This window comes from Pseudomonas sp. (assembly GCF_033723075.1).
Classification (GTDB): Bacteria; Pseudomonadota; Gammaproteobacteria; order Pseudomonadales; family Pseudomonadaceae; genus Aquipseudomonas.
Genome location: NZ_JAWVXU010000029.1, coordinates 1 through 20,133, shown reverse-complemented (window position 1 = coordinate 20,133; position 20,133 = coordinate 1). Strand labels below are relative to the sequence as shown.

Genomic DNA, 20,133 nt, shown 5'->3' with positions numbered 1-20,133 from the left:
TCGGTATCGTCGGCGGATACCCTGTTGCGTGGCCAGTTGCCTGGCACCGCGCCAGTACCGCGTTGCCGCCTGCTACCCACTCGGCGCGACTAGCCGGTCTTCGCTGCTACTCTTTGCATAGCCCTAAAACACCAAGGATCCTCATATGCGCACGCTGCTGGTATTCGTTGCCATTGTTCTGTCCGGCTGCCAGGCCAGCCTGCCGCCGCTGCCCGCCTGGCAAAGCCCCGAAGGGCGCGAGCATGCCGACCTGGGGCAGATCGTCGATCTGCACACGGGTCAGCGCCTGAGTCCGCAGCAACTGATCGAACAGCTGGCGCCTGCGCCACGGGTGCTGGTCGGCGAGGCGCATGACAATCCCGACCATCACGCTCTGCAGCTTTGGTTGCTGCAGGCGCTGGAGGCGCAACGCGCGCAGGGCAGCCTGCTGCTGGAAATGCTCACGCCAGAGCAACAGGGCCAGGTCGATGCGGTGCGCGCACGGGTGGCCGAGGGGCAGCCGGTCGCCGACCTGCCGGCGGCACTGGCCTGGCAAGCGGGCTGGCCCTGGAAGTTGTACGGGCCGATTGTGCAGCATGCACTTGCCCAGCCGTACCCGCTGCTGGCCGCCAATCTGGATCACGCACAAGTGCTGCAGGTCTATCGCAAGCGCCCGGCGTTGAGCGGTGCACTGTCCACGGCGGCGATGGTGCAGGAACCCTTGCTGGCGCAGATCGGCATCTCCCATTGCGGCAAACTGCCGAAGAGCAAGTTGCCGGCCATGCTTTCCGTGCAGCAGCAGCGCGACCGGCGCATGGCCACGGCACTGCAGGCCGCGCCACAGCCAAGCCTGCTGTTCGCTGGCACCTTTCACGTGCGGCGCGATCTGGGCGTGCCGCTGCATCTGGCTGACCTGGGTGATAAAACCGCCAGTCTGGTGCTGATTCTGGCCGACGTGGGCCAGCCGGTCAGCGCCGCTGCCGCCGATTACGTCTGGTACACCCCAGCGTTGCCGGAGCGCGACTACTGCGCCGATTTCGCCGGCTAGCAGCTGATTTCTCCACGGGCATGCCGCTATTGTGCGCACGCTGCAATAGTGAACGGGGACTAGCCTTGTCCATGGCCTGGCAGGCTCCTGAAACGCCGGCTCATCCGCGGCGTCACGCTTCTGTGTCAAGGTCTGCGCCAACAGGCGCCCCCTACCATGGTCGCGCAGTGCGCCGGGCGAATAATCGGCCACACTTAGCCCCAGGAGGTTCGGGCTATGGCCAATCGCACACTTAGGGCACAGCGGCTGGTGGCAGTGTTCATGCTGGGCTGTCTGCTGTTCAGCTATCCCTTGCTGGCGCTTTTCGATAGCGGCGGCGAGGTGTTCGGTATTCCGCTGCTGTTTGCCTATCTGTTCGGCGCCTGGGCACTGCTGATCGTTGCGATGATCCTGGTCGTCGAGTGCTCGAACCGATGAGGAGGCGCTGACCATGCCGCTCGCTGGCTTGATCCTGCTGACCTCCTGCGCCTACCTGGGCATCCTCTTCGCCATCGCCTACTGGGGTGACAAACGCGCCGATGCCGGCCGCTCGATCATCGCCAATCCGTATATCTATGCGCTGTCGCTGGCGGTGTACGCCACCTCCTGGACCTTCTATGGCAGCGTTGGTCGGGCGGCGGTCAGTGGCGTCGGTTTTCTGCCGATCTACCTCGGCCCGACCCTGATGGCGGCGCTGTTCTGGCTGGTGCTGCGCAAGATGATCCGCATCAGCAAGGCCAATCGCATCACCTCGATCGCCGACTTCATCGCCGCGCGCTATGGCAAGAGCGCGCTGCTTGGCGGCCTGGTCACGCTGATCGCGGTGGTCGGCGTGATCCCCTATATCGCCCTGCAGCTCAAGGCGGTGTCCAGCAGCTTCCTGATCCTCTGGCAGTACCCGACGATTCGCATGCCGAACCAGGGCGAGGCGCTCGGCCCCCTGCAGGACACCGCGCTCTATGTGGCGCTGCTGCTGGCGATCTTCACCATCCTGTTCGGCACCCGCCACCTCGACGCGACCGAGCGCCACGAAGGCATGGTGGCGGCTATCGCCTTCGAGTCGCTGGTCAAGCTGCTGGCCTTTCTGGCGGTCGGTCTGTATGTCACCTTCGGCCTCTACCATGGCTTCGCCGACGTGTTCGAGCAGGCCGCACGCTTGCCCGATGTCGACCAGCTGCTGACCCTCGGCGGCCCGGCCGGGACTTATGGCTCCTGGGTGTCGCTGATCTTTCTGTCGATGCTGTCGATCCTGTTTCTGCCGCGCCAGTTCCAGATCAGCGTGGTGGAGAACGTCAACGAGAACCATGTGGCCAAGGCCATCTGGCTGTTTCCGCTGTACCTGCTGGCGATCAATATCTTCGTCCTGCCGATCACCTTCGCCGGTTTGATGCATTTCCCCGCCGGTACTGTGGATGCCGATACCTTCGTCCTCACCCTGCCCATGGCCCTGCGCCAGGAGTGGTTGGCGCTGCTGGTGTTCGTCGGCGGGCTGTCGGCCGCCACCGGTATGGTCATCGTCGAGACCATCGCGCTCTCGACCATGATCTGCAACGACCTGGCGATGCCGCTGCTGCTGCGCTGGAAGGCCCTCGGCCTGGCGCAGCGCACGGATCTCTCGGGCTTGCTGCTGGGCATTCGCCGCGGCGCCATCCTGCTGTTGATGCTGCTCGGCTATGTCTATTACCGCGCGGCGGGCGAGGCCTATGCGCTGGTCTCGATCGGCCTGGTGTCGTTCGCGGCGGTGGCGCAGTTCGCCCCGGCGATGCTCGGCGGCATGTACTGGAAGCAGGGCACCCGCGCCGGCGCCCTGAGTGGTCTGTCGCTGGGCTTTCTGCTGTGGCTCTATACCCTGTTGCTGCCGGCGTTCGCCAAGTCCGGTTGGTTGCCGCTGAGCTTCATCGAGCAGGGGCCGCTGGCCATCGCCTGGCTCAAGCCGCTGGCGCTGTTCGGTCTGGCCGGGCTGGACGAGATCGGCCATTCGCTGTTCTGGAGCCTGCTGGCCAACCTCGGCGCCTATGTCGGCGTGTCGCTGTTCGGTCGGCAGAGCAGCCGCGAGCATGCCCAGGCGCTGCTGTTCGTCGATGCCTTCAAGGTCGCCGGGCGTGGCTCCAGCCTGTGGCGCGGCAGCGCCTCGGTGACCGAGGTGATTGCCCTGGTCGGGCGCTTCCTCGGTCCGGCACGGGCCCGCGAGGCCTTCGCTGGCTACGCCGCGCAGCGGGGCCTGGCGTCGAGTAGCGAGCTGGTGCCGGATGCCGATCTGGTGCACTTCGCCGAGCAGCAACTGGCGGGCGCGATTGGTGCCGCCTCGGCGCGGGTGATGCTGGCCTCGGTGGTACAGGAGGAGCCGCTGGGCATGGACGAGGTGCTCGGCATCCTCGATGAAGCCTCCCAGGTGATCGCCTACAGCCGCCGCCTGGAGCAGCAGTCGCACGAGCTCGAAGCCGCCACCGGCGAACTGCGCGCGGCCAATGCGCGGCTGCAGGAACTCGACCGGTTGAAGGACGACTTCATCTCCACCGTGACCCATGAACTGCGTACGCCGCTGACCTCGATCCGCGCCTTCTCCGAGATTCTCAACGACAACCCCGAGCTGGACCCGGTGCAACGCGCGCGTTTCGTCGCCATCATCGTCAAGGAGAGCGAACGCCTGACGCGGATGATCAACCAGGTACTGGATCTGGCCAAGCTCGAGTCGGGGCGTGCCGAATGGCACACCACCACGCTCGATCTGAAAGAGGTGATCGAGGATGCCCAGGCCACCACCAGCCAGTTGCTGCAGGAGCAGGGCGTGGAACTGCGCCTCGAGCTGCCGGCGCAGATACCGCCGGTGCTGGCCGACCGCGATCGCCTGCTGCAGGTGCTGCTCAACCTAATCTCCAATGCGGTGAAGTTCTGCGACCGCGAGGCGGGGCGCATCGACATCGCCGTGCAGGTGCTGCCGGAGGCACTGCGGGTGGACGTGCGCGACAACGGTTGTGGTATCGACCCGGCCGATCAGCAGACTATCTTCGAGAAGTTTCGCCAGGCCGGCGACAACCTCACCGAGAAGCCGCAAGGCACCGGCCTGGGGCTGCCGATCAGCCGGCAGATCATCGAGCACTTCGGCGGCCGGCTGTGGGTGCAGAGTGCGCGCGGACAGGGGGCGACCTTTTCCTTTACCCTGCCCCTGGGGCAGGCGAATGCGGCGGCGTCAGACGCAGACCGCGAAACGGAGTATGGAGTATGAGCAAAACCGTATTAATCGCCGACGACGAACCGAATATCGTCATCTCACTGGAGTTTTTGCTTGAACAGGCCGGCTATCAGGTGATGGTGGCGCATGACGGTCAGGAGGCCCTGGAGGCCATCCAGCGCCAGCCGCCCGACCTGGTGCTGCTCGATGTGATGCTGCCGCGCCTGAGCGGTTTCGATGTGTGTCAGAAGATCCGCGAGAACCCGCAGTGGCAGCACATGCGCGTCGTCATGCTGACGGCCAAGGGGCGCGAGGTCGAGGTCAGTAAGGGCCTGGCACTGGGCGCCAATGCCTACATCACCAAGCCGTTCTCGACCCAGGAGCTGCTGGCGCAGATCGGCGCGCAGCTGGCGGTCGAATAGCCAATGAGTCCACGTCTGCGTTTCGCCTTCTGGCTGTCCATCCTCAGCCTGCTGCTTGGCAGTTTGCTGGCGCTTGCCGGGGGGCTGTTGTGGGCTGACCTGAACAGCCAGGAGCGCGCCGCCGTGCTCTCACTGATGGCCGGGCGTGGCGCGCTGTTGGTGGTGCTCTGCGGGCTGCTGCTGATCCCGTTCGGCGTGCTCCTGCGCCTGTGGCTGGCGGCCTACCCGGAGGTGGTGATCCGCCTGAGCGAAGAGGTCGGCATCATCCACCGGGTCAACCCCGCGCACCGCGTGGCTCTCACCGGCAGCCGCGACATGCGTCGGCTGGGCGCTGCCCTGAATGCCTTTGCCGAGGCCCATTGCGCCCTGCAGCGCGAGGTGGCGGTGCGTATCGAGGAGGCCAATGCGCGTCTCGAGCAGGAGAAGAACCGTCTGGCCGCGCTGATGTCGGAACTCGAACAAAGCGTGCTGGTGTGCAATCGCGAAGGCCGCATCCTGCTCTACAACAGCAGCGCCAGCCTGTTGCTCGAGCCGGACGCCGCTGGCCCGGCCGGTGCACCGGTCGGCTTGGGGCGCTCGATCTTCGGCATTCTCGACCAGCGTTTGATCGTGCATGCCCTGGAGCGGGTCAGGCAGCGTCTGGAGGAGGACAATCCCAGTCCGGTGGCGCATTTCGTCTCGGCACGTGGCGCCCATCTGCTGCGGGCACAGATGGCGCCGGTATTGGATCAGCATGGCGAACTGATCGGTTTCGTCCTGATCCTCGATGACATTACCCGCTCGGTCGAGCTCAACAGTCGCCGCGATGCGCTGTTGCAGCAACTGACCGAGGGTACCCGGGCGGGCCTGGGTAACATCCGCGCTGCCGCGGAAACCATGGAGCAATACCCGGAGATGGATGCCGAGCGCCGCCAGCGTTTCGGCAAGGTGATCAGCGACGAGGCACAGCGGCTTTCCCAGCACCTTGAGCAGACGCTGAGTCAGCATGCCGATCTGCTCCACCCGCAGTGGCCGCTGGAGGACATGCTGGCGACCGATCTGCTGCTGGCCCTGCAGCGTAATTTTGCCGCGACCCTTGGTGTGGCCGCCCGTTACCAGGGCGGTGACGAGTCGCTCTGGTTGAGTCTGGACAGCTATTCCCTGGTGCAGGCGTTGACGCAGTTGATGGGCGCCATGGCTGCCACGCTGGGCATTCGCGAGGTGACGTTCGAGCTGGCCGTCGAAGGCCGTTTCGTGCGTCTGGCCCTGCGCTGGAGCGGGGCGGCGCTCGATCCACAGCAGTTGCATGAGTGGGAGCAGCGCTCGTACAGCCCGGTTGCCGAAGAGGATGCTGCTGCGTCCACCCTCAAGGAAGTGCTGGAGCGGCACGGCGGCGAACTCTGGTGCCAGGCCGACGCGCTCGCCGGTGACAATCGCCTGTATCTGCAGTTGCCGGTGAGCCAGCCGGAAGCACAGGCGCCGCTACCCGCCAGGGTTCAGGGGCGACCGGTGTATTACGACTTCGACCTGTTCAGTCAGGCGGGGCAGACCCCGGAACTCGACGAACTGCCGTTACGCGAATTGGCCTATACCGTGTTCGACACCGAAACCACCGGGCTGTCGCCTTCCGAGGGTGATGAAATCATCTCGATCGGCGCGGTACGCATCGTCAACGGCCGTCTGCTGATGCAGGAATGTTTCGAACAACTGATCGATCCGCACCGACCGATCCCGCGCGAATCACAACAGGTACACGGGCTCTCGGCGCAGATGCTGGCGGGACAGCCGAGCATCGGCGAGGTGCTACCGTTGTTCCAGCGCTTTACCGAAGACACGGTGCTGGTGGCCCACAACGCCGCCTTCGACATGCGCTTCCTGCAACTCAAGGAGGCGCAGACCGGTATCCGTTTCATCCAGCCGGTACTCGATACCCTGCTGCTGTCGGCCCTGGTGCATCCGGGGCATGCCGCCGACGAACATCGTCTGGAGCAGATCGCCGCGCGTCTCGGCGTGCATGTGATTGGCCGGCATACGGCGCTGGGCGATGCCATGGTCACGGGTGAGGTGTTCCTCAAGCTGATCCCCTTGCTGGCCGAGCGTGGCATCCACACCCTCAAGCAGGCGCGCGAGGCGTCGCGCAAGACGCTCTACGCCAAGATCGAGTATTAACGGTTGGGCCGGGCCACGCTGGCGAAGCCCGACATGGCGGTCTAAGCGCTGTCCGCCTTGCCGTCTTCGCTGTGACTTGCCGACCCACAAGCCCCCGGCGCGGGAAGGGCGAGCACTTTCTGCCGGGCAAAAAAAGACCCGGCAAGAGCCGGGTCAAAACCGTGATTAGCCTGATGAGGAGATAATCTGAAGAGGCCGACTGAAGGTCTCTTAAGCTTACCCGCCGATCTCGCGACCGGCTGTTGCTAATAATAGCGATTATCATTTGCAAGTCAAGCGGCTCAGTCAGAATAATTCCAGTGCGTCGCCAGAGACTGGCCAAAAACAGCAAACCCGGCACATGGCCGGGTTTGCGAGTGCGGGCCGTGAGTTGCAGTCAAGCGATGGCAGGCAGGCGCAGCTGGGTCACTTCCTTGTTCAGCAGGTCGATCCGTCGCGCCATGCTTTCTATCAGGCTGTGGGCAATGCGTGGGTTGCTTTGCATCAGGCTGAGGAACTGTTCCTTGGGAATCACCATCACCGTGCACGGTTCGCTGGCCAGTACGGTGGCGCTGCGCTTCTCGCGGGTGAACACGGCCATGGCGCCGAAGATCTCGTCCTTTTGCACGTCGCCGACTTTGTGCCCGTCGACATAAGCTGTGGCGTGGCCTTCGATGATGATGAACACATGATCGGCGGCATCGCCCTGGTGGATCAGTTCTTCACCGGCGGCGAAGTGCTGGAAGCCGGTTGCGGGACGGATCTCCGGTTGTTTGAGGCGTGCCAGTGCGTCGGAGAGCAGGGCGGTGTGGCCGATCAGGTACTGGATGAACAGCTCCTGGCGCGGCTCGCTGACATAGATGTGCTTGAACACTTCACTGCGCGAATAGGGGATAAGGCTGAGCGGCTCTTCGCTGCTGTAGCGGCAGCTGGGCAGATCGATGCCCTGGCGCAGGCCGACCAGGTCACCTTCCTGCAGATAGAACAGCGGGCGTTCGTCGACCAGGGCATGTAGCAAGCCATTCTCGATAATGAACAGCTGGTTCGCTGGCAGCTCTTGAGCCAGATCCTCGGCTCGCTCCAGTTGCAGGGCTGCACCACAGGGTGTCAGACCGTCCAGTAACTGGGTGGGGATGCTTTGCAGTCGGTTGATCAGTTGGTCGGCGTAAGCCGGTTGCTCCCCGAGTAGATACATGAGCGTAATTCCTTGAACTGGCTAGTCTGGCTAAAGCGCACGAACACCCCTGAGACAATAAGCGCTGCCAGGTCGCAGGTAAATCCTTGTGCGCATAGGTTGTGAGCTAGCTCTTGTTGTGCGCGGGACAAGCTTCGAGTTGACCATTCAATTCGGCTTTGTGGGCGGGCGGCAACTCGCTCCAGTGCACATCGAGCAAAGCGCCCTCGATGGCGTAGAGTAATACCTTGGAGGCGCGAAAGCCGCGTGCCCGTACGGCGCGGTAGGCATCCACAGCGCCCAGTCTGCGCAGGTCGTTGGCGCTGTGGATGCCGACGGCATGCAGCCACTGGGCCGAGGTTTTGCCAAGGTTCTTCAAATGTTGCAATTCGTCATTCATCCAGCCTCCTTGCGCTGTCTGCGAGCAGTTGAACAAACACTCAGTGCGCGGTGCCTACCAGCAAGTGTAGTGGCCAGCGAACAAAACGTGGCTGTTTGATATCGCCCCAGGCCCTGAGGAGCGCAGGCTCCAGTTCGCTGACCGGATCGCGGCCCTGTTGGCGCTCCCAGTGCTGTACGGCCGACCAGGTGCGCAGGTAGCCGGTCAGCTGGGTAAAATTCCAGTGTGCCTGGATGGCGAACACCGGCGCATCGAGGCGTGGGAAGGGCGCCTGGATATCACGGTAGCCGGCATCGACACTGGCACGTCCGGGCGGCCAATAACCATCCAGGGTGCCCCGATAGAAGTTGTCGATCAGTTCATCCACGGGGCTGTTTATGCGCATCAAGCCGTAACACCAGGCGCCGAAAATGCCGCCAGGCTTGAGCAGCCGGGTGACTTCGGCGAAGAAAGCCGGGGTGGCGAACCAGTGCAGGGCCTGGGCGACCACAATCAGGTCGAGGCTGGTACTGCTCAGGGGTTGTGCTTCGGCGTTAGCGGCAAACAGGGTGATGCCGGCTGGCGTTTCGGCGGCACGCAGTTGCTCGATGCTGGCATCGCAGGCCAGCACCTGGGCGAAGTGCTGGCGCAAGGGCGCGCTGGCCTGGCCATTGCCGCAGGCGATGTCCAGGGCGCGTTGCTGTTCGGCACACTGGCCGGCCAGCCAGTCGAACAGGGCAGCCGGGTACTGTGGGCGGAAACTGGCATAGGCACCGGCACGGGCGCCGAACAGTTGGGCAATTTCGCTCATGATTATCGCGTGCGGTAGCGCAGGCGCGTGCCGAAATTAACCGACATGAGTATCTCGTCGGCGCTCAGTTCGGCGGGGAAGTAGGCCCCGGAAATCTGCGCATGGGCCAGGCTGGCGCCTTCAAGGAGTGCCTCGCGCAGATCGAGCCCGCGCAGGTCAGTGCCACGGAAGTAGGCATTGCTGAAGTTGATGCGACTGGCGTCGATCGCGCGCAAGTCGAGGCCGCGAAAGTCGCCATTGCACATGTCTACCGCACCGTCCTTGGGCTTGCTGGCATTGAAACCGGCAATGTCTTCATTGTGCAGCAGGTGATAGAGCGGGCTATCGAGTTGACCGGGCTGGCTCATGTGCGGGACGTCCGTTGTGGGTTCCCAGCCAGTATAGAAGCCGCGGCGCGCTTTGCTCGTCGCGGCTGTGCGCTTACAGGCCTGGCAGGTGCTGACGGATTCGCGCGATCAGGCTGTCCAGGCTGGCACTTTCATGGGTGTCGACCCGCGTGCTGAGGACCAGTTCGTTCTGGGAGAGCGCTTCGCGGCTGGCTTGCTGGGCTTTGATCACGTCCATGGTGGCGTCGGAGGGGTCTTGGGCCCTGTCCTGGCGCAACGCCAGCCAACTGGCGATTACGGCGTCGGGGGCGTGGCAGTCGAGAATCAGGAAGGGAACGCCAGTGTCTTCGGCAACCTGGCCGGCGGCCTGGCGCTGCGCCTGTTTGAGGTAGGTGGCATCGATCACCACCGGGAAACCGGCATGCAGCGCGGCATCGGCCAGTTGATGCAGGCGCTGGTAGGTTGCCGCACTGGCATCCTGGTTGTAGATGCCGGCGCCCAATTGGTCTTTGTCGGCGCTGTTCTGTTCGCCGAACAGGCGCTTGCGCTCGACATCCGAACGCAGGCGAATGGCCCCCAGGGCTTCGACCAGGCGCATGGCGACGTGGCTCTTGCCAACGGCGGAAACCCCGTGGGTGATGGCCAGCAAGCGCGACGGGATGGCACTGTAGCTCTCGGCCAGAGTGGCATAGCGGCGGTACTGGCGCAGGATCACGGCGCGCTGAACCGCATCCGTTTCCTGGCCGAGGCGGAACAGGCTGACTTTGCCGCGCACCATGGCGCGGTAGGCCTTGTAGAAATTCAGCAATTCCAGCGCAGCATAGTCGCCGGTGCGTTCCAGCCAGGCGCTGACAAAACGGCGGGAGAAGGGCTTGAGACCGCGGTCTTCCAGGTCCATGGCGAGGAAGGCAGCGTCCGAGGCGATGTCGATCAGGCGGAATGGCTCGTTGAATTCGATGCAGTCGAACAGCACGACCCCGCCGTCGAACAGGGTGACGTTGCCCAGATGGATATCACCATGGCATTCACGGATGAAGCCTTCTTCCTTGCGCCGGGCCAGCAGCGGCTCGAGTCGTTCGAAACTGCTTTCAGCCCAGGCTTGCAGGGCATCGAGTTGTTGCAGGTCGGCCTTGTCCGCGAGCAGTGGCCGGATCTGCTCGAAATTCTGCCGGATTGGCGCCATGACAGCTTGCGGCGAGCCCAACTCATGGGTCTGGGGTACCTGCGGCGCGTCGAGATGGAACTGGGCGATCTGGTCGGCCAGGGCATCGATATGCGCTTCGCTCAACTCGCCGCGTGCCTGTACTTCGGCGAGCAGCTGATCCTGGGGAAACTGGCGCATTTTCAGGGCGTACTCGATGACCGGGCCATCGCCGCCCAGTTGCGGTGCTTCGGCGCTACCGCTGATCGGCAAAACTTCCAGGTACAGGCCTTGAGTGAGGCGCTGGTTGAGGCGCAACTCTTCCTGGCAGAAGTGTTCGCGAGCGGCCAGTTCGCTGAAGTCGAGGAAGCCGAAATTCACCGGTTTCTTGATCTTGTAGGCATAGGGACCGGTCAACACTACCCAGGAGATATGCGTCTCGATGACCTGGAAAGCCTCTACCGGATGGGGGTATAGGGCCGGGTTCTGCAGGGCGGCAATCAGGGCTTGGCTCACGGGCGATCCTTGGCTTTCAAACAAATAAGAGAGCGGCATTATGGCCGCTGAGCGGCGCTGTGCAAACCGCCGGGCTGCTCCTGCTTGTACGGGGCAAAGTGCGTATAATGCCGCGCCATGACTCGTACCCGATCTCCTCGTTCTCGTTCAAAGCGCCGCTCGCGTGGCATGCGCCCCTGGTTGGGCTGGGCTATCAAGCTCGGCCTGGTCGGTTTTGTGGTGCTCGCCGCCTTTGCGGTTTACCTCGATGCAGTGGTGCAGGAGAAGTTCTCCGGCAAGCGCTGGACCGTGCCCGCCAAGGTCTATGCCAGGCCTTTGGAGCTGTTCGTCGGCCAGAAACTGACCAAGAGTGACTTTCTCCAGGAGCTGGATGCCCTCGGTTATCGCCGGGAGAGTGCGGCCGATGGCCCGGGCGCCGTATCGGTAGCGGGCAACAACCTCGAACTGCACACGCGCGGCTTCCAGTTCTATGAAAGCCGCGAGCCGTCACAGCGTGTGCGCGTGCGCTTTTCCGGCGATTACGTCGCCGGCCTGAACCAGGCCAATGGCAGCAGCCTGGCCGTCGCCCGTCTGGAGCCGATGCTGATTGGCGGTTTGTACCCGGCGCACCAGGAAGACCGCTTGCTGATCAAGTTGGAGCAGGTGCCGCCCTATCTGGTGGAAACCCTGGTGGCGATCGAGGATCGCGAGTTCTTCAATCATTTCGGTGTGTCGCCCAAGTCGATCGCCCGCGCTGTCTGGGTCAACGCCACGGCCGGGCAGGTTGTCCAGGGGGGCAGCACCCTGACCCAGCAGTTGGTGAAGAATTTCTACCTGACCAACGAGCGCAGCCTGATCCGCAAGGCCACCGAGGCCATGATGGCGGTGCTGCTCGAACTGCATTACGACAAGCAGGATATTCTCGAGGCCTACCTCAACGAGGTGTTCCTGGGGCAGGACGGCCGGCGCGCGGTGCATGGTTTCGGGCTGGCCAGTCAGTACTTCTTCAGTCAGCCTCTGTCCGAGTTGAAACTCGAGCAGGTGGCTTTGCTGGTTGGCATGGTCAAGGGCCCCACCTATTACAACCCGCGGCGCAATCCCGAACGCGCCCTGGCACGGCGTAATCTGGTCCTCGATGTGCTGGTCGAGCAGGGCGTGATCACGCCCGAGCAAGCCGTCGCCGCCAAGCAGAAGCCGCTCGGCGTGACCCAGCGCGGGAGCATGGCCGATAGCTCGTTCCCGGCGTTCCTCGATCTGGTCAAGCGCCAGTTGCGTGAGGATTACCGCGAAGAGGATTTGACCGAAGAAGGCTTGCGCATCTTCACCAGTTTCGACCCGATCCTCCAGCTCAAGGCGGAAGGGGCCCTTGCCGATTCGCTGAAGCGCCTGTCCGGCCGCAAGGGGGTGGACCAGGTTGAGGCCGGAATGGTCGTGACCAACCCGGAAACCGGTGAAGTACAGGTGCTTATAGGTAGTCGCCAGCCACGTTATGCCGGCTTCAACCGCGCCCTGGATGCCGTCAGGCCGATCGGCTCCCTGATCAAACCGGCGATCTACCTGGCCGCCCTGGAGCGTCCGAGTCAGTACACCCTGACCAGTTTGCTGGAGGATCAGCCCTTCTCGATCAAGGGTCAGGATGGCCAGGTCTGGAGTCCGCAAAACTATGATCGCAAGGCCCATGGCACCGTTTACCTGTACCAGGGCCTGGCCAATTCCTACAACCTGTCCAGTGCCAAGCTTGGACTGGAACTGGGTGTGCCGAATGTACTCAAAACTCTTGAGCGTCTGGGCGTTTCGCGAAAATGGCCGGCCTATCCGTCGATGTTGCTGGGGGCCGGTGCGCTGACTCCGATGGAGGTGGCGGATATGTATCAGACCATGGCCAACGGCGGCTTCAATACTCCCTTGCGCGGTATTCGCAGCGTGCTGACTGCCGAGGGTGAGCCGCTCAAACGCTACCCCTACCAGATCCAGCAGCGTTTCGATGCCGGGGCGATCTACCTGCTGCAAAATGCCATGCAACGCACCATGCGCGAGGGTACCGGGCGTTCGGTTTACAGCCGTCTACCCAGTTCGCTGGCGCTGGCCGGCAAGACTGGCACCAGTAATGATTCCCGCGATAGCTGGTTCGCCGGCTTCAGCCAGGATCTGCTGGCGGTGGTCTGGCTCGGTCGCGATGACAATGGCCCTACGCCGTTGACCGGCGCAAGCGGTGCACTGCAGGTCTGGACGGACTTCATGATCAAGGCCGATCCGCTGCCGCTGGATATGCCGCTACCGGATAACGTCGTTCAGGCATGGGTGAATGCCGCTAGCGGCCAGGGCTCTGACCCGAGCTGCCCGAATGCCGTGCAGATGCCGTATATTCGCGGCAGTGAACCTGTCCCTGGCCAGGCCTGCGGTATTCAGGCGCCGGTCGATTCGGTGATGGATTGGGTACGTGGTTGGTTGGATTAAGTGAAGAGGGTATGAAGTGATTAAGTGGTTGATTCCTGCTTTAACCGCCTCGGTAGTGCTGGGCGGTTGTGCCAGTGTGCCGCGCGGCTCCATTCCCGTTGTCGATTCGAGTTCGTCGGTCTATGGCCAGCAGCAAGCCGGTGCGGGTGGTGACGACAGTTCGACTGCCCAGCCGCCACAGAGCCAGCCGCAGGATTCTGGTGTGGTGGTGATGGTGCCCGGTGCCGGTGGTAGTTCGGCACCGATTCAGACGTTTCCGGCGCCAAGCTCGCCGATAGGCGGTGGTGTTGTGGGCAGCGAGCCTTTCAGCACGGCCCCCGCCATCAGCGAGCCTGCGGGTGGGGGCAGTTCCAGCGCTCCATCACCTTCGATGCCGAGCGGCATACCGAGTTCCGGTGGTTTGGCCGCCGACGAGCAACTGGATGGTCCCGTGTTGGCATTGCTCACCACAGCCCAGCAACAGCAGGGTAGCGGTGACTTGAATGGTGCTGCGTCCAGCCTGGAGCGTGCCCAGCGCATTGCCCCGCGCGAACCTCAAGTGCTCTATCGTCTGGCGGAAGTGCGCTTGGCCCAAGGCGACGCGGCGCAGGCGGAGCAGTTCGCTCGTCGCGGCCTGAGTTATGCCAGTGGTCGTCCGGCGTTGCAGGCCAGCTTATGGAACCTGATTGCTCAGGCCCGTGAGCGTCAGGGCGATCCGGTCGGTGCGGCGAAGGCGCGTGAACAGGCAAAGGTCAGTCTCTGATGGATGCTCGCGTGCCGGCGATTGCGCAACAGCTGCTGCTGATCGAGCGCGAGTTGCGCCTGCACGGCTGGTGGGACGAGCAGGCGCCGAGCGATCAGGCGCTAGCCAGCCAGCAACCTTTTTGCGTCGATACGCTGTCCTTCGAGCAATGGTTGCAATGGATTTTCCTGCCGCGCATGAAATACCTGCTCGAGAGCGGTGCCGCGCTGCCCGAGGCGTGCGGCATTCAGCCAATGGCTGAACAGGTCTATGGTGGGCGCAGTGAGCCGGCCCAGGCGCTGATCAGGCTGCTGGGCGAGTTCGATCGACTGATTTGTGGTACCGCCTGAGGGGCTGCTCGCTCGGGGCGGATTACTTGCAGTTCTCGCCAATCGCCTGCCTGGCTTCGCTGATGCGCTGCTGACGCTCTTCCTCGTTCAGGCGGCGTACTTCGCCGTCGACTTCCACGCGCACACGCGGGTTGTTTTCCAACTGAGCCAGATTGGTACGCACGGTTTCGCAGTACTTCTTGCGCTCTGCTTCCTGGGTCGTGATTTCCCGTTTCACTTTTTCATCGATAGCGGTTTGCTCCGGGTCGGCAATGCTCTCGAAAATCGGTGCTGCTGTCGGCTCGGCAGTCTTCGGTGGCGGTGCCGCGGTATTGATGGTGGTGGCCTGCTGGCCTTGTGGCGGCTGCGCGCCAAAGTGAGTGCCCCCTTGTGCATCGACCCATTTGTATACCTGGCTGGCCATGGCACTTGCACTCAGGGCGAGCAGCAAGCTGCTGGTGAGGATCATACGGCGCATGCTGTTTCCTTTTTTAAGAGCTGCGATACCTGGTGGCTACTATAACCAAAACGGTTGAATCGTCATCCTGCGCTGTGTCACAGCGCGTGGGGCGCCCGGCAACTATTTGTCCTCTGCTGTGCCAGCGCAACGTCAGCCGCGGGCGCCTAGTAGCGGGCGTTTTTGCACAGCCGCGGTTGTAGATGAGCGAAAATACATCCCTGATTGCAGAATCCCTTACGGATTACTTGACTTGCCCTCGCCGAATCAGAACAATTCAACGTTCGCTGTAGTGGAGTCCGCCGCAAGCAGGCTTTAGCTCAGCAGACATGAGGCGCGTACCCGCGCCGACCTGTTTCACCCGCAACGCGTTACCTCGCGCTGGGTGGGAAGACCCCGCAACATTTTGGGGGATTCCCAATACTTGCTCAGTAGTAGCTGACGTAGTCGGCGACCACCGTCGCTCATGCTCTGCTTGGCAGTAAACCTATCTTAGGCCGTCCCGCTGTGGGCGGTTTTCTGGCGTTTTAGAGGTGAACAACGTGGAGCTTTTATCCGGCGCTGAAATGGTCGTCCGCTTCTTGCGTGACGAAGGCGTTAAGAACATTTACGGGTACCCGGGCGGTGCCCTGCTGCATATCTATGACGCCTTGTTCAAGGAGCCGGAAGTCAATCACATCCTGGTTCGTCATGAACAGGCGGCAACACACATGGCCGATGGCTATGCCCGTGCCACCGGTAAAGCCGGTGTGGTGCTGGTGACCTCGGGGCCTGGTGCGACCAATGCCATTACCGGCATCGCTACCGCCTACATGGACTCCATCCCGATGGTGGTGTTGTCCGGCCAGGTGCCGAGCACCATGGTCGGTACCGATGCCTTCCAGGAAACCGATATGATCGGTATTTCCCGGCCGATCGTGAAGCACAGCTTCATGATCAAGCACGCCTCGGAAATCCCGGAGGTCATGAAGAAGGCCTTCTATCTCGCGCAATCCGGTCGTCCCGGTCCGGTTGTCGTGGATATACCGAAGGACATGACCAATCCGGCGGAAAAATTCGAATACGTCTACCCGAAGAAGGTCAAGCTGCGCTCCTACAGTCCGGCCCTGCGCGGTCATTCCGGTCAGATCCGCAAGGCGGCGGAATTGCTCCTGAGCGCCAAGCGGCCGATTGTCTATGCGGGCGGCGGCGTGATCATGGGCGGGGCAGCATCACCGCTGACCGAGTTGGCGCAAATGCTCAACCTGCCGGTGACCAATACCCTGATGGGCTTGGGCGGCTATCCAGGCGGCGATCGCCAGTTCCTCGGCATGCTCGGCATGCACGGCAGCTACACCGCCAACCTGGCGATGCACCATGCCGATGTGATCTTCGCCGTCGGTGCGCGTTTCGATGATCGGGTAATCAACGGCGCAGGCAAGTTCTGCCCGAACGCCAAGATCATCCACATCGACATCGACCCGGCTTCGATCTCCAAGACCATCAAAGCGGATATCCCGATTGTCGGCCCGGTGGAGAGCGTGCTGACCGAGATGGTGGCGATCCTCAAGGAAATCGGTGAAACCCCGAGCAAAGAGGCGCTTTCCAGTTGGTGGAAGCAAATCGAAGAGTGGCGCGGCAGTCGCGGCATGTTCCCCTACGACAAGGGCGACGGCAGCATCATCAAGCCGCAGACGGTGATCGAAACCCTGTCCGAAATCACCCGTGGCGAAGCCTTCGTCACCTCGGACGTGGGTCAGCACCAGATGTTCGCTGCCCAGTACTACCGCTTCAACAAACCCAATCGCTGGATCAATTCCGGTGGTCTGGGCACCATGGGCTTCGGTTTCCCGGCGGCCATGGGGGTCAAACTGAGCTTCCCTGACGACGACGTAGCCTGCGTGACTGGTGAAGGCAGCATCCAGATGAATATTCAGGAGCTGTCGACCTGCCTGCAGTACGACCTGCCGGTGAAGATCGTCAACCTGAACAACGGCGCCCTGGGCATGGTGCGTCAGTGGCAGGATATGAACTACGGCAGTCGCCATTCGCATTCCTACATGGAGTCGCTGCCTGACTTCGTCAAGCTGGCAGAAGCCTATGGTCATGTCGGCATGCGCATCACCGAGCTGAAAGACTTGAAGCCGAAGATGGAGGAGGCGTTCGCGCTGAAGGATCGCCTGGTGTTCCTCGATATTCAGGTCGATACCAGTGAGCACGTCTATCCGATGCAGATCAAAGACGGTGCGATGCGCGATATGTGGCTGAGCAAGACGGAGCGGACCTAATCATGCGACACATTATCTCCCTGCTGCTGGAAAACGAGCCAGGCGCATTGTCCCGTGTGGTCGGTCTGTTCTCTCAGCGCAACTACAACATCGAAAGCCTGACAGTGGCGCCGACCGAAGACCCGACCCTGTCGCGTCTGACGTTGACCACCGTCGGCCATGATGAGGTGATCGAGCAGATCACCAAAAACCTCAACAAACTAATCGAAGTGGTCAAGTTGGTCGACCTGTCGGAGAGCGCGCACATCGAACGCGAGCTGATGCTGGTCAAGGTCAAGGCTACCGGCGCCCAGCGCGCCGAGGTCAAGCGCACCACCGATATCTTCCGCGGACAGATCGTCGACGTGAATACCAGCGTCTACACCATCCAGCTGGCCGGCACGAGTGACAAACTGGACAGCTTTATCCAGGCAATAGGCCCGGCCGCGATCCTGGAAACCGTACGTAGTGGCGTCACCGGGATTGCTCGTGGCGACAAAGTACTCAGCATCTAAACCTTTGGCGAACGGCCCTCGAGGCCAGGTAAATAGGGGAATTTTTCCATGAAAGTGTATTACGACAAAGACTGCGACCTTTCGATCATCCAGGGCAAGAAAGTCGCCATCATCGGTTACGGTTCCCAGGGCCATGCCCAGGCGTGCAACCTGAAAGACTCCGGCGTTGACGTCACCGTTGGCCTGCGCAAGGGTTCTGCCACTGTCGCCAAGGCCGAAGCCCATGGCCTGAAAGTGACCGACGTTGCTTCTGCTGTAGCCGCTGCCGACCTGGTGATGATCCTCACTCCGGACGAGTTCCAGTCCCAGCTGTACAAGAACGAAATCGAGCCGAACATCAAGCAAGGTGCCACTCTGGCCTTCTCCCATGGCTTCGCGATCCACTACAACCAGGTTGTGCCGCGTGCCGACCTCGACGTGATCATGATTGCGCCCAAGGCTCCGGGCCACACCGTGCGTTCCGAATTCGTCAAGGGCGGCGGTATCCCTGATTTGATCGCGATCTATCAGGATGCGTCCGGCAATGCCAAGAACGTCGCCCTGTCCTACGCCTCGGGCGTCGGCGGCGGCCGCACCGGCATCATCGAAACCACCTTCAAGGACGAGACCGAAACCGACCTGTTCGGCGAACAGGCCGTTCTCTGTGGCGGTTGTGTCGAACTGGTCAAGGCCGGTTTCGAGACTCTGGTCGAGGCCGGTTACGCGCCGGAAATGGCCTACTTCGAGTGCCTGCACGAACTGAAGCTGATCGTGGATCTCATGTACGAAGGCGGTATCGCCAACATGAACTACTCGATCTCCAACAACGCCGAGTACGGCGAGTATGTGACCGGTCCCGAAGTGATCAACGCCGAGTCCCGTCAAGCCATGCGTAACGCTCTGAAGCGCATTCAAGACGGCGAATATGCCAAGATGTTCATCCAGGAAGGTGCTGCCAACTACCCGTCGATGACTGCCTATCGTCGCAACAATGCGGCCCATGGTATCGAAGTGGTGGGTGAGAAACTGCGCTCCATGATGCCGTGGATCACTGCCAACCAGATCGTCGACAAGAGCAAAAACTAAGCTTTTGTGGTGTGAGAAAAAACGCGGCCATGGCCGCGTTTTTTCATTATGAGGCAAGGCTTCTGGTATAAAGCCTGATCATTGAGTCAAAGCTGGCGGCGAACCCTGACTGGTAACGTCTGTCGAAATTCTCCAAATCAGTTGCAAGGTGTTGTTCATGAGCGAACGTCCAGAAGAGCCCCAGTCGGCCCCAGGCGCCGAAAGCTTGCTGCCTATCGATGAGCATATCGAGGAGGGGCACGATGCAGAGGGCCGCAAGGTCCGGCATCGCGGAATCTATCTTCTACCCAACTTGTTCACTACCGCCAACCTGTTCGCAGGGTTCTACTCCATCATCAATGCAATGAACGGCAATTTCTATGTGGCCGCAGCGGCCGTGTTCGTGGCCATGGTGCTGGACAGCCTCGATGGTCGAGTGGCGCGACTGACCAATACCCAGAGTGCGTTCGGCGCCGAGTATGACTCGCTGTCCGACATGGTTGCCTTCGGCGTAGCGCCAGCGTTGCTGGCCTTCGAGTGGGCGCTGGGCAGCATGGGCAAGGTCGGCTGGATGGTTGCCTTCATCTATGTCGCGGGCGCGGCATTGCGCCTGGCTCGCTTCAATACGCAGATAGGCAGTGCCGACAAGCGTTATTTCATTGGTTTGGCAAGTCCGGCTGCGGCTGGCGTGGTTGCGGGTACTGTGTGGGCCTTCAGTGATTTCGGCATCAAGGGGTCGAACATGGCCTTTGTAGTCGCCATATTGGTGGCAACCGCCGGCATGCTGATGGTCAGCAACATCAAATACCACAGTTTCAAAGATCTGGATTTGAAAGGGCGAGTGCCATTTGTGGCGATCCTTGCGGTGGTGTTGGTCTTCGCTGTGGTGTTTAGTGATCCTCCACGGATTCTGCTGATCATCTTCCTGGCGTATGCAGCTTCTGGTCCGGTGCAATACTTATTGCAATTGCGGCGTCGTAAAACTGCCGAGTAACTATTTCGTGCTCACAAAGCCGTTGATGATTTGCATCAGCGGCTTTGTCGTATCTGCGCCTTGTATCTACTGCCTGCCTTCTGGCCATGTAATACAGCTGTTGCGGTGTGTGGGTCTGGCCTCTGCAAGGCGATGAGGCATTAATATTCATAAAGGCGGAATAAAGCCTTGACGTAGTTTCTGTTGGGCCTATAATCCGCACCTCTTCTGGCGCAGGCTTCTCGGCAAACCTCTTGTAAAACAAGAAGTTAGCTTAAAAAGAGAAGTTGCAGTGCAGCGAAAGCTGTGTAGAATGCGCCGGGCTGACAGGGTAGTGG

General features: G+C 61.8%; 18 protein-coding genes. 12 read left to right on the top strand and 6 right to left on the bottom strand.

Annotated features, from left to right (window positions below):
• Positions 1-145 precede the first annotated feature (145 nt).
• The 5 genes from R3355_RS22285 (at position 146) to R3355_RS22265 (ending at position 6,748) form a co-directional block, all read left to right on the top strand.
• Positions 146-1,027 carry a ChaN family lipoprotein gene (locus tag R3355_RS22285; RefSeq protein WP_318963269.1) on the top strand — a complete coding sequence of 294 codons (882 nt, stop codon included), beginning with the start codon at positions 146-148 and terminating at the stop codon, positions 1,025-1,027.
• A 216-nt stretch (positions 1,028-1,243) separates the two neighbouring features.
• A complete protein-coding gene (locus tag R3355_RS22280; protein WP_318949002.1) occupies positions 1,244-1,444 on the top strand; it encodes a hypothetical protein in 201 nt (66 codons plus the stop codon).
• Between the two features lie 13 nt (positions 1,445-1,457).
• Entirely contained in the window at positions 1,458-4,232 is a 2,775-nt protein-coding gene (locus R3355_RS22275; RefSeq protein ID WP_318963268.1) for a sensor histidine kinase, read from the top strand.
• Positions 4,229-4,600, top strand: a complete 372-nt coding sequence (locus R3355_RS22270; protein WP_318963267.1) for a response regulator — start codon at positions 4,229-4,231, stop codon at positions 4,598-4,600. The genes R3355_RS22275 and R3355_RS22270 overlap by 4 nt, the downstream gene beginning before the upstream one ends.
• 3 nt (positions 4,601-4,603) lie before the next feature.
• Complete coding sequence (locus R3355_RS22265; RefSeq protein ID WP_318963266.1) at positions 4,604-6,748, top strand: exonuclease domain-containing protein; 2,145 nt, start codon at positions 4,604-4,606, stop codon at positions 6,746-6,748.
• A gap of 376 nt (positions 6,749-7,124) precedes the next feature.
• Here R3355_RS22265 and R3355_RS22260 read toward each other — a convergent pair whose 3' ends face one another.
• The 5 genes from R3355_RS22260 to R3355_RS22240 all read right to left on the bottom strand — a co-directional run bounded on the left by R3355_RS22260 (position 7,125) and on the right by R3355_RS22240 (position 11,074).
• Entirely contained in the window at positions 7,125-7,922 is a 798-nt protein-coding gene (locus R3355_RS22260; RefSeq protein ID WP_318948998.1) for a cyclic nucleotide-binding domain-containing protein, read from the bottom strand.
• A gap of 106 nt (positions 7,923-8,028) precedes the next feature.
• Positions 8,029-8,301 (bottom strand): TfoX/Sxy family protein, encoded by a 273-nt coding sequence (locus R3355_RS22255; RefSeq protein ID WP_318948997.1) that lies wholly within the window; start codon positions 8,299-8,301, stop codon positions 8,029-8,031.
• 40 nt (positions 8,302-8,341) lie between these two features.
• A complete protein-coding gene (locus tag R3355_RS22250; RefSeq protein WP_318963265.1) occupies positions 8,342-9,091 on the bottom strand; it encodes a class I SAM-dependent methyltransferase in 750 nt (249 codons plus the stop codon).
• 2 nt (positions 9,092-9,093) lie between these two features.
• On the bottom strand, positions 9,094-9,438 hold the full coding sequence (locus tag R3355_RS22245; RefSeq protein WP_318963264.1) for a pentapeptide repeat-containing protein: 345 nt from the start codon (positions 9,436-9,438) through the stop codon (positions 9,094-9,096).
• A gap of 73 nt (positions 9,439-9,511) precedes the next feature.
• Entirely contained in the window at positions 9,512-11,074 is a 1,563-nt protein-coding gene (locus R3355_RS22240; protein ID WP_318963263.1) for a bifunctional aminoglycoside phosphotransferase/ATP-binding protein, read from the bottom strand.
• A 117-nt stretch (positions 11,075-11,191) separates the two neighbouring features.
• Here R3355_RS22240 and mrcB point away from each other — a divergent pair, with 117 nt between their 5' ends.
• From mrcB to R3355_RS22225, 3 genes are read left to right on the top strand one after another with little or no spacing between them, the layout of a single operon-like run.
• Complete coding sequence (mrcB, locus tag R3355_RS22235) at positions 11,192-13,510, top strand: penicillin-binding protein 1B (RefSeq protein WP_318948993.1); 2,319 nt, start codon at positions 11,192-11,194, stop codon at positions 13,508-13,510.
• A gap of 16 nt (positions 13,511-13,526) precedes the next feature.
• Positions 13,527-14,252 carry a tetratricopeptide repeat protein gene (locus R3355_RS22230; RefSeq protein ID WP_318963261.1) on the top strand — a complete coding sequence of 242 codons (726 nt, stop codon included), beginning with the start codon at positions 13,527-13,529 and terminating at the stop codon, positions 14,250-14,252.
• The gene (locus tag R3355_RS22225; protein WP_318963258.1) at positions 14,252-14,581 is read left to right on the top strand and encodes a YqcC family protein; all 330 of its coding nucleotides are present in this window, start codon (positions 14,252-14,254) and stop codon (positions 14,579-14,581) included. Before R3355_RS22230 ends, R3355_RS22225 begins: the two co-directional genes overlap by 1 nt.
• A 22-nt stretch (positions 14,582-14,603) precedes the next feature.
• On the opposite strand, the gene R3355_RS22220 is transcribed toward R3355_RS22225, so the two are convergent.
• Positions 14,604-15,038, bottom strand: coding sequence for a DUF4124 domain-containing protein (locus tag R3355_RS22220; RefSeq protein WP_318963257.1), 435 nt, complete (start codon positions 15,036-15,038; stop codon positions 14,604-14,606).
• Positions 15,039-15,559: 521 nt separating this feature from the next.
• Here R3355_RS22220 and R3355_RS22215 point away from each other — a divergent pair.
• The 4 genes from R3355_RS22215 (at position 15,560) to pssA (ending at position 19,816) form a co-directional block, all read left to right on the top strand.
• The gene (locus tag R3355_RS22215; protein WP_318963256.1) at positions 15,560-17,284 is read left to right on the top strand and encodes an acetolactate synthase 3 large subunit; all 1,725 of its coding nucleotides are present in this window, start codon (positions 15,560-15,562) and stop codon (positions 17,282-17,284) included.
• A gap of 2 nt (positions 17,285-17,286) precedes the next feature.
• A complete protein-coding gene (gene ilvN / locus R3355_RS22210) occupies positions 17,287-17,778 on the top strand; it encodes an acetolactate synthase small subunit (protein WP_318948988.1) in 492 nt (163 codons plus the stop codon).
• A 48-nt stretch (positions 17,779-17,826) separates the two neighbouring features.
• Entirely contained in the window at positions 17,827-18,843 is a 1,017-nt protein-coding gene (gene ilvC, locus R3355_RS22205; RefSeq protein WP_289639128.1) for a ketol-acid reductoisomerase, read from the top strand.
• A gap of 157 nt (positions 18,844-19,000) precedes the next feature.
• A complete protein-coding gene (gene pssA / locus R3355_RS22200; RefSeq protein ID WP_318963253.1) occupies positions 19,001-19,816 on the top strand; it encodes a CDP-diacylglycerol--serine O-phosphatidyltransferase in 816 nt (271 codons plus the stop codon).
• Positions 19,817-20,133: the final 317 nt, after the last annotated feature.

Bases quoted from the DNA above. Each gene is read 5' to 3' on its own strand.
- R3355_RS22265 (WP_318963266.1), top strand. From the start codon at position 4,604: ATGAGTCCACGTCTGCGTTTCGCCTTCTGGCTGTCCATCCTCAGCCTG.
- R3355_RS22275 (WP_318963268.1), top strand. From the start codon at position 1,458: ATGCCGCTCGCTGGCTTGATCCTGCTGACCTCCTGCGCCTACCTGGGC.
- R3355_RS22225 (WP_318963258.1), top strand. From the start codon at position 14,252: ATGGATGCTCGCGTGCCGGCGATTGCGCAACAGCTGCTGCTGATCGAG.
- R3355_RS22285 (WP_318963269.1), top strand. From the start codon at position 146: ATGCGCACGCTGCTGGTATTCGTTGCCATTGTTCTGTCCGGCTGCCAG.
- ilvC (WP_289639128.1), top strand. From the start codon at position 17,827: ATGAAAGTGTATTACGACAAAGACTGCGACCTTTCGATCATCCAGGGC.
- R3355_RS22280 (WP_318949002.1), top strand. From the start codon at position 1,244: ATGGCCAATCGCACACTTAGGGCACAGCGGCTGGTGGCAGTGTTCATG.
- R3355_RS22245 (WP_318963264.1), bottom strand. From the start codon at position 9,438: ATGAGCCAGCCCGGTCAACTCGATAGCCCGCTCTATCACCTGCTGCAC.
- R3355_RS22255 (WP_318948997.1), bottom strand. From the start codon at position 8,301: ATGAATGACGAATTGCAACATTTGAAGAACCTTGGCAAAACCTCGGCC.
- R3355_RS22260 (WP_318948998.1), bottom strand. From the start codon at position 7,922: ATGTATCTACTCGGGGAGCAACCGGCTTACGCCGACCAACTGATCAAC.
- mrcB (WP_318948993.1), top strand. From the start codon at position 11,192: ATGACTCGTACCCGATCTCCTCGTTCTCGTTCAAAGCGCCGCTCGCGT.
- R3355_RS22220 (WP_318963257.1), bottom strand. From the start codon at position 15,038: ATGCGCCGTATGATCCTCACCAGCAGCTTGCTGCTCGCCCTGAGTGCA.
- ilvN (WP_318948988.1), top strand. From the start codon at position 17,287: ATGCGACACATTATCTCCCTGCTGCTGGAAAACGAGCCAGGCGCATTG.
- R3355_RS22250 (WP_318963265.1), bottom strand. From the start codon at position 9,091: ATGAGCGAAATTGCCCAACTGTTCGGCGCCCGTGCCGGTGCCTATGCC.
- pssA (WP_318963253.1), top strand. From the start codon at position 19,001: ATGAGCGAACGTCCAGAAGAGCCCCAGTCGGCCCCAGGCGCCGAAAGC.
- R3355_RS22270 (WP_318963267.1), top strand. From the start codon at position 4,229: ATGAGCAAAACCGTATTAATCGCCGACGACGAACCGAATATCGTCATC.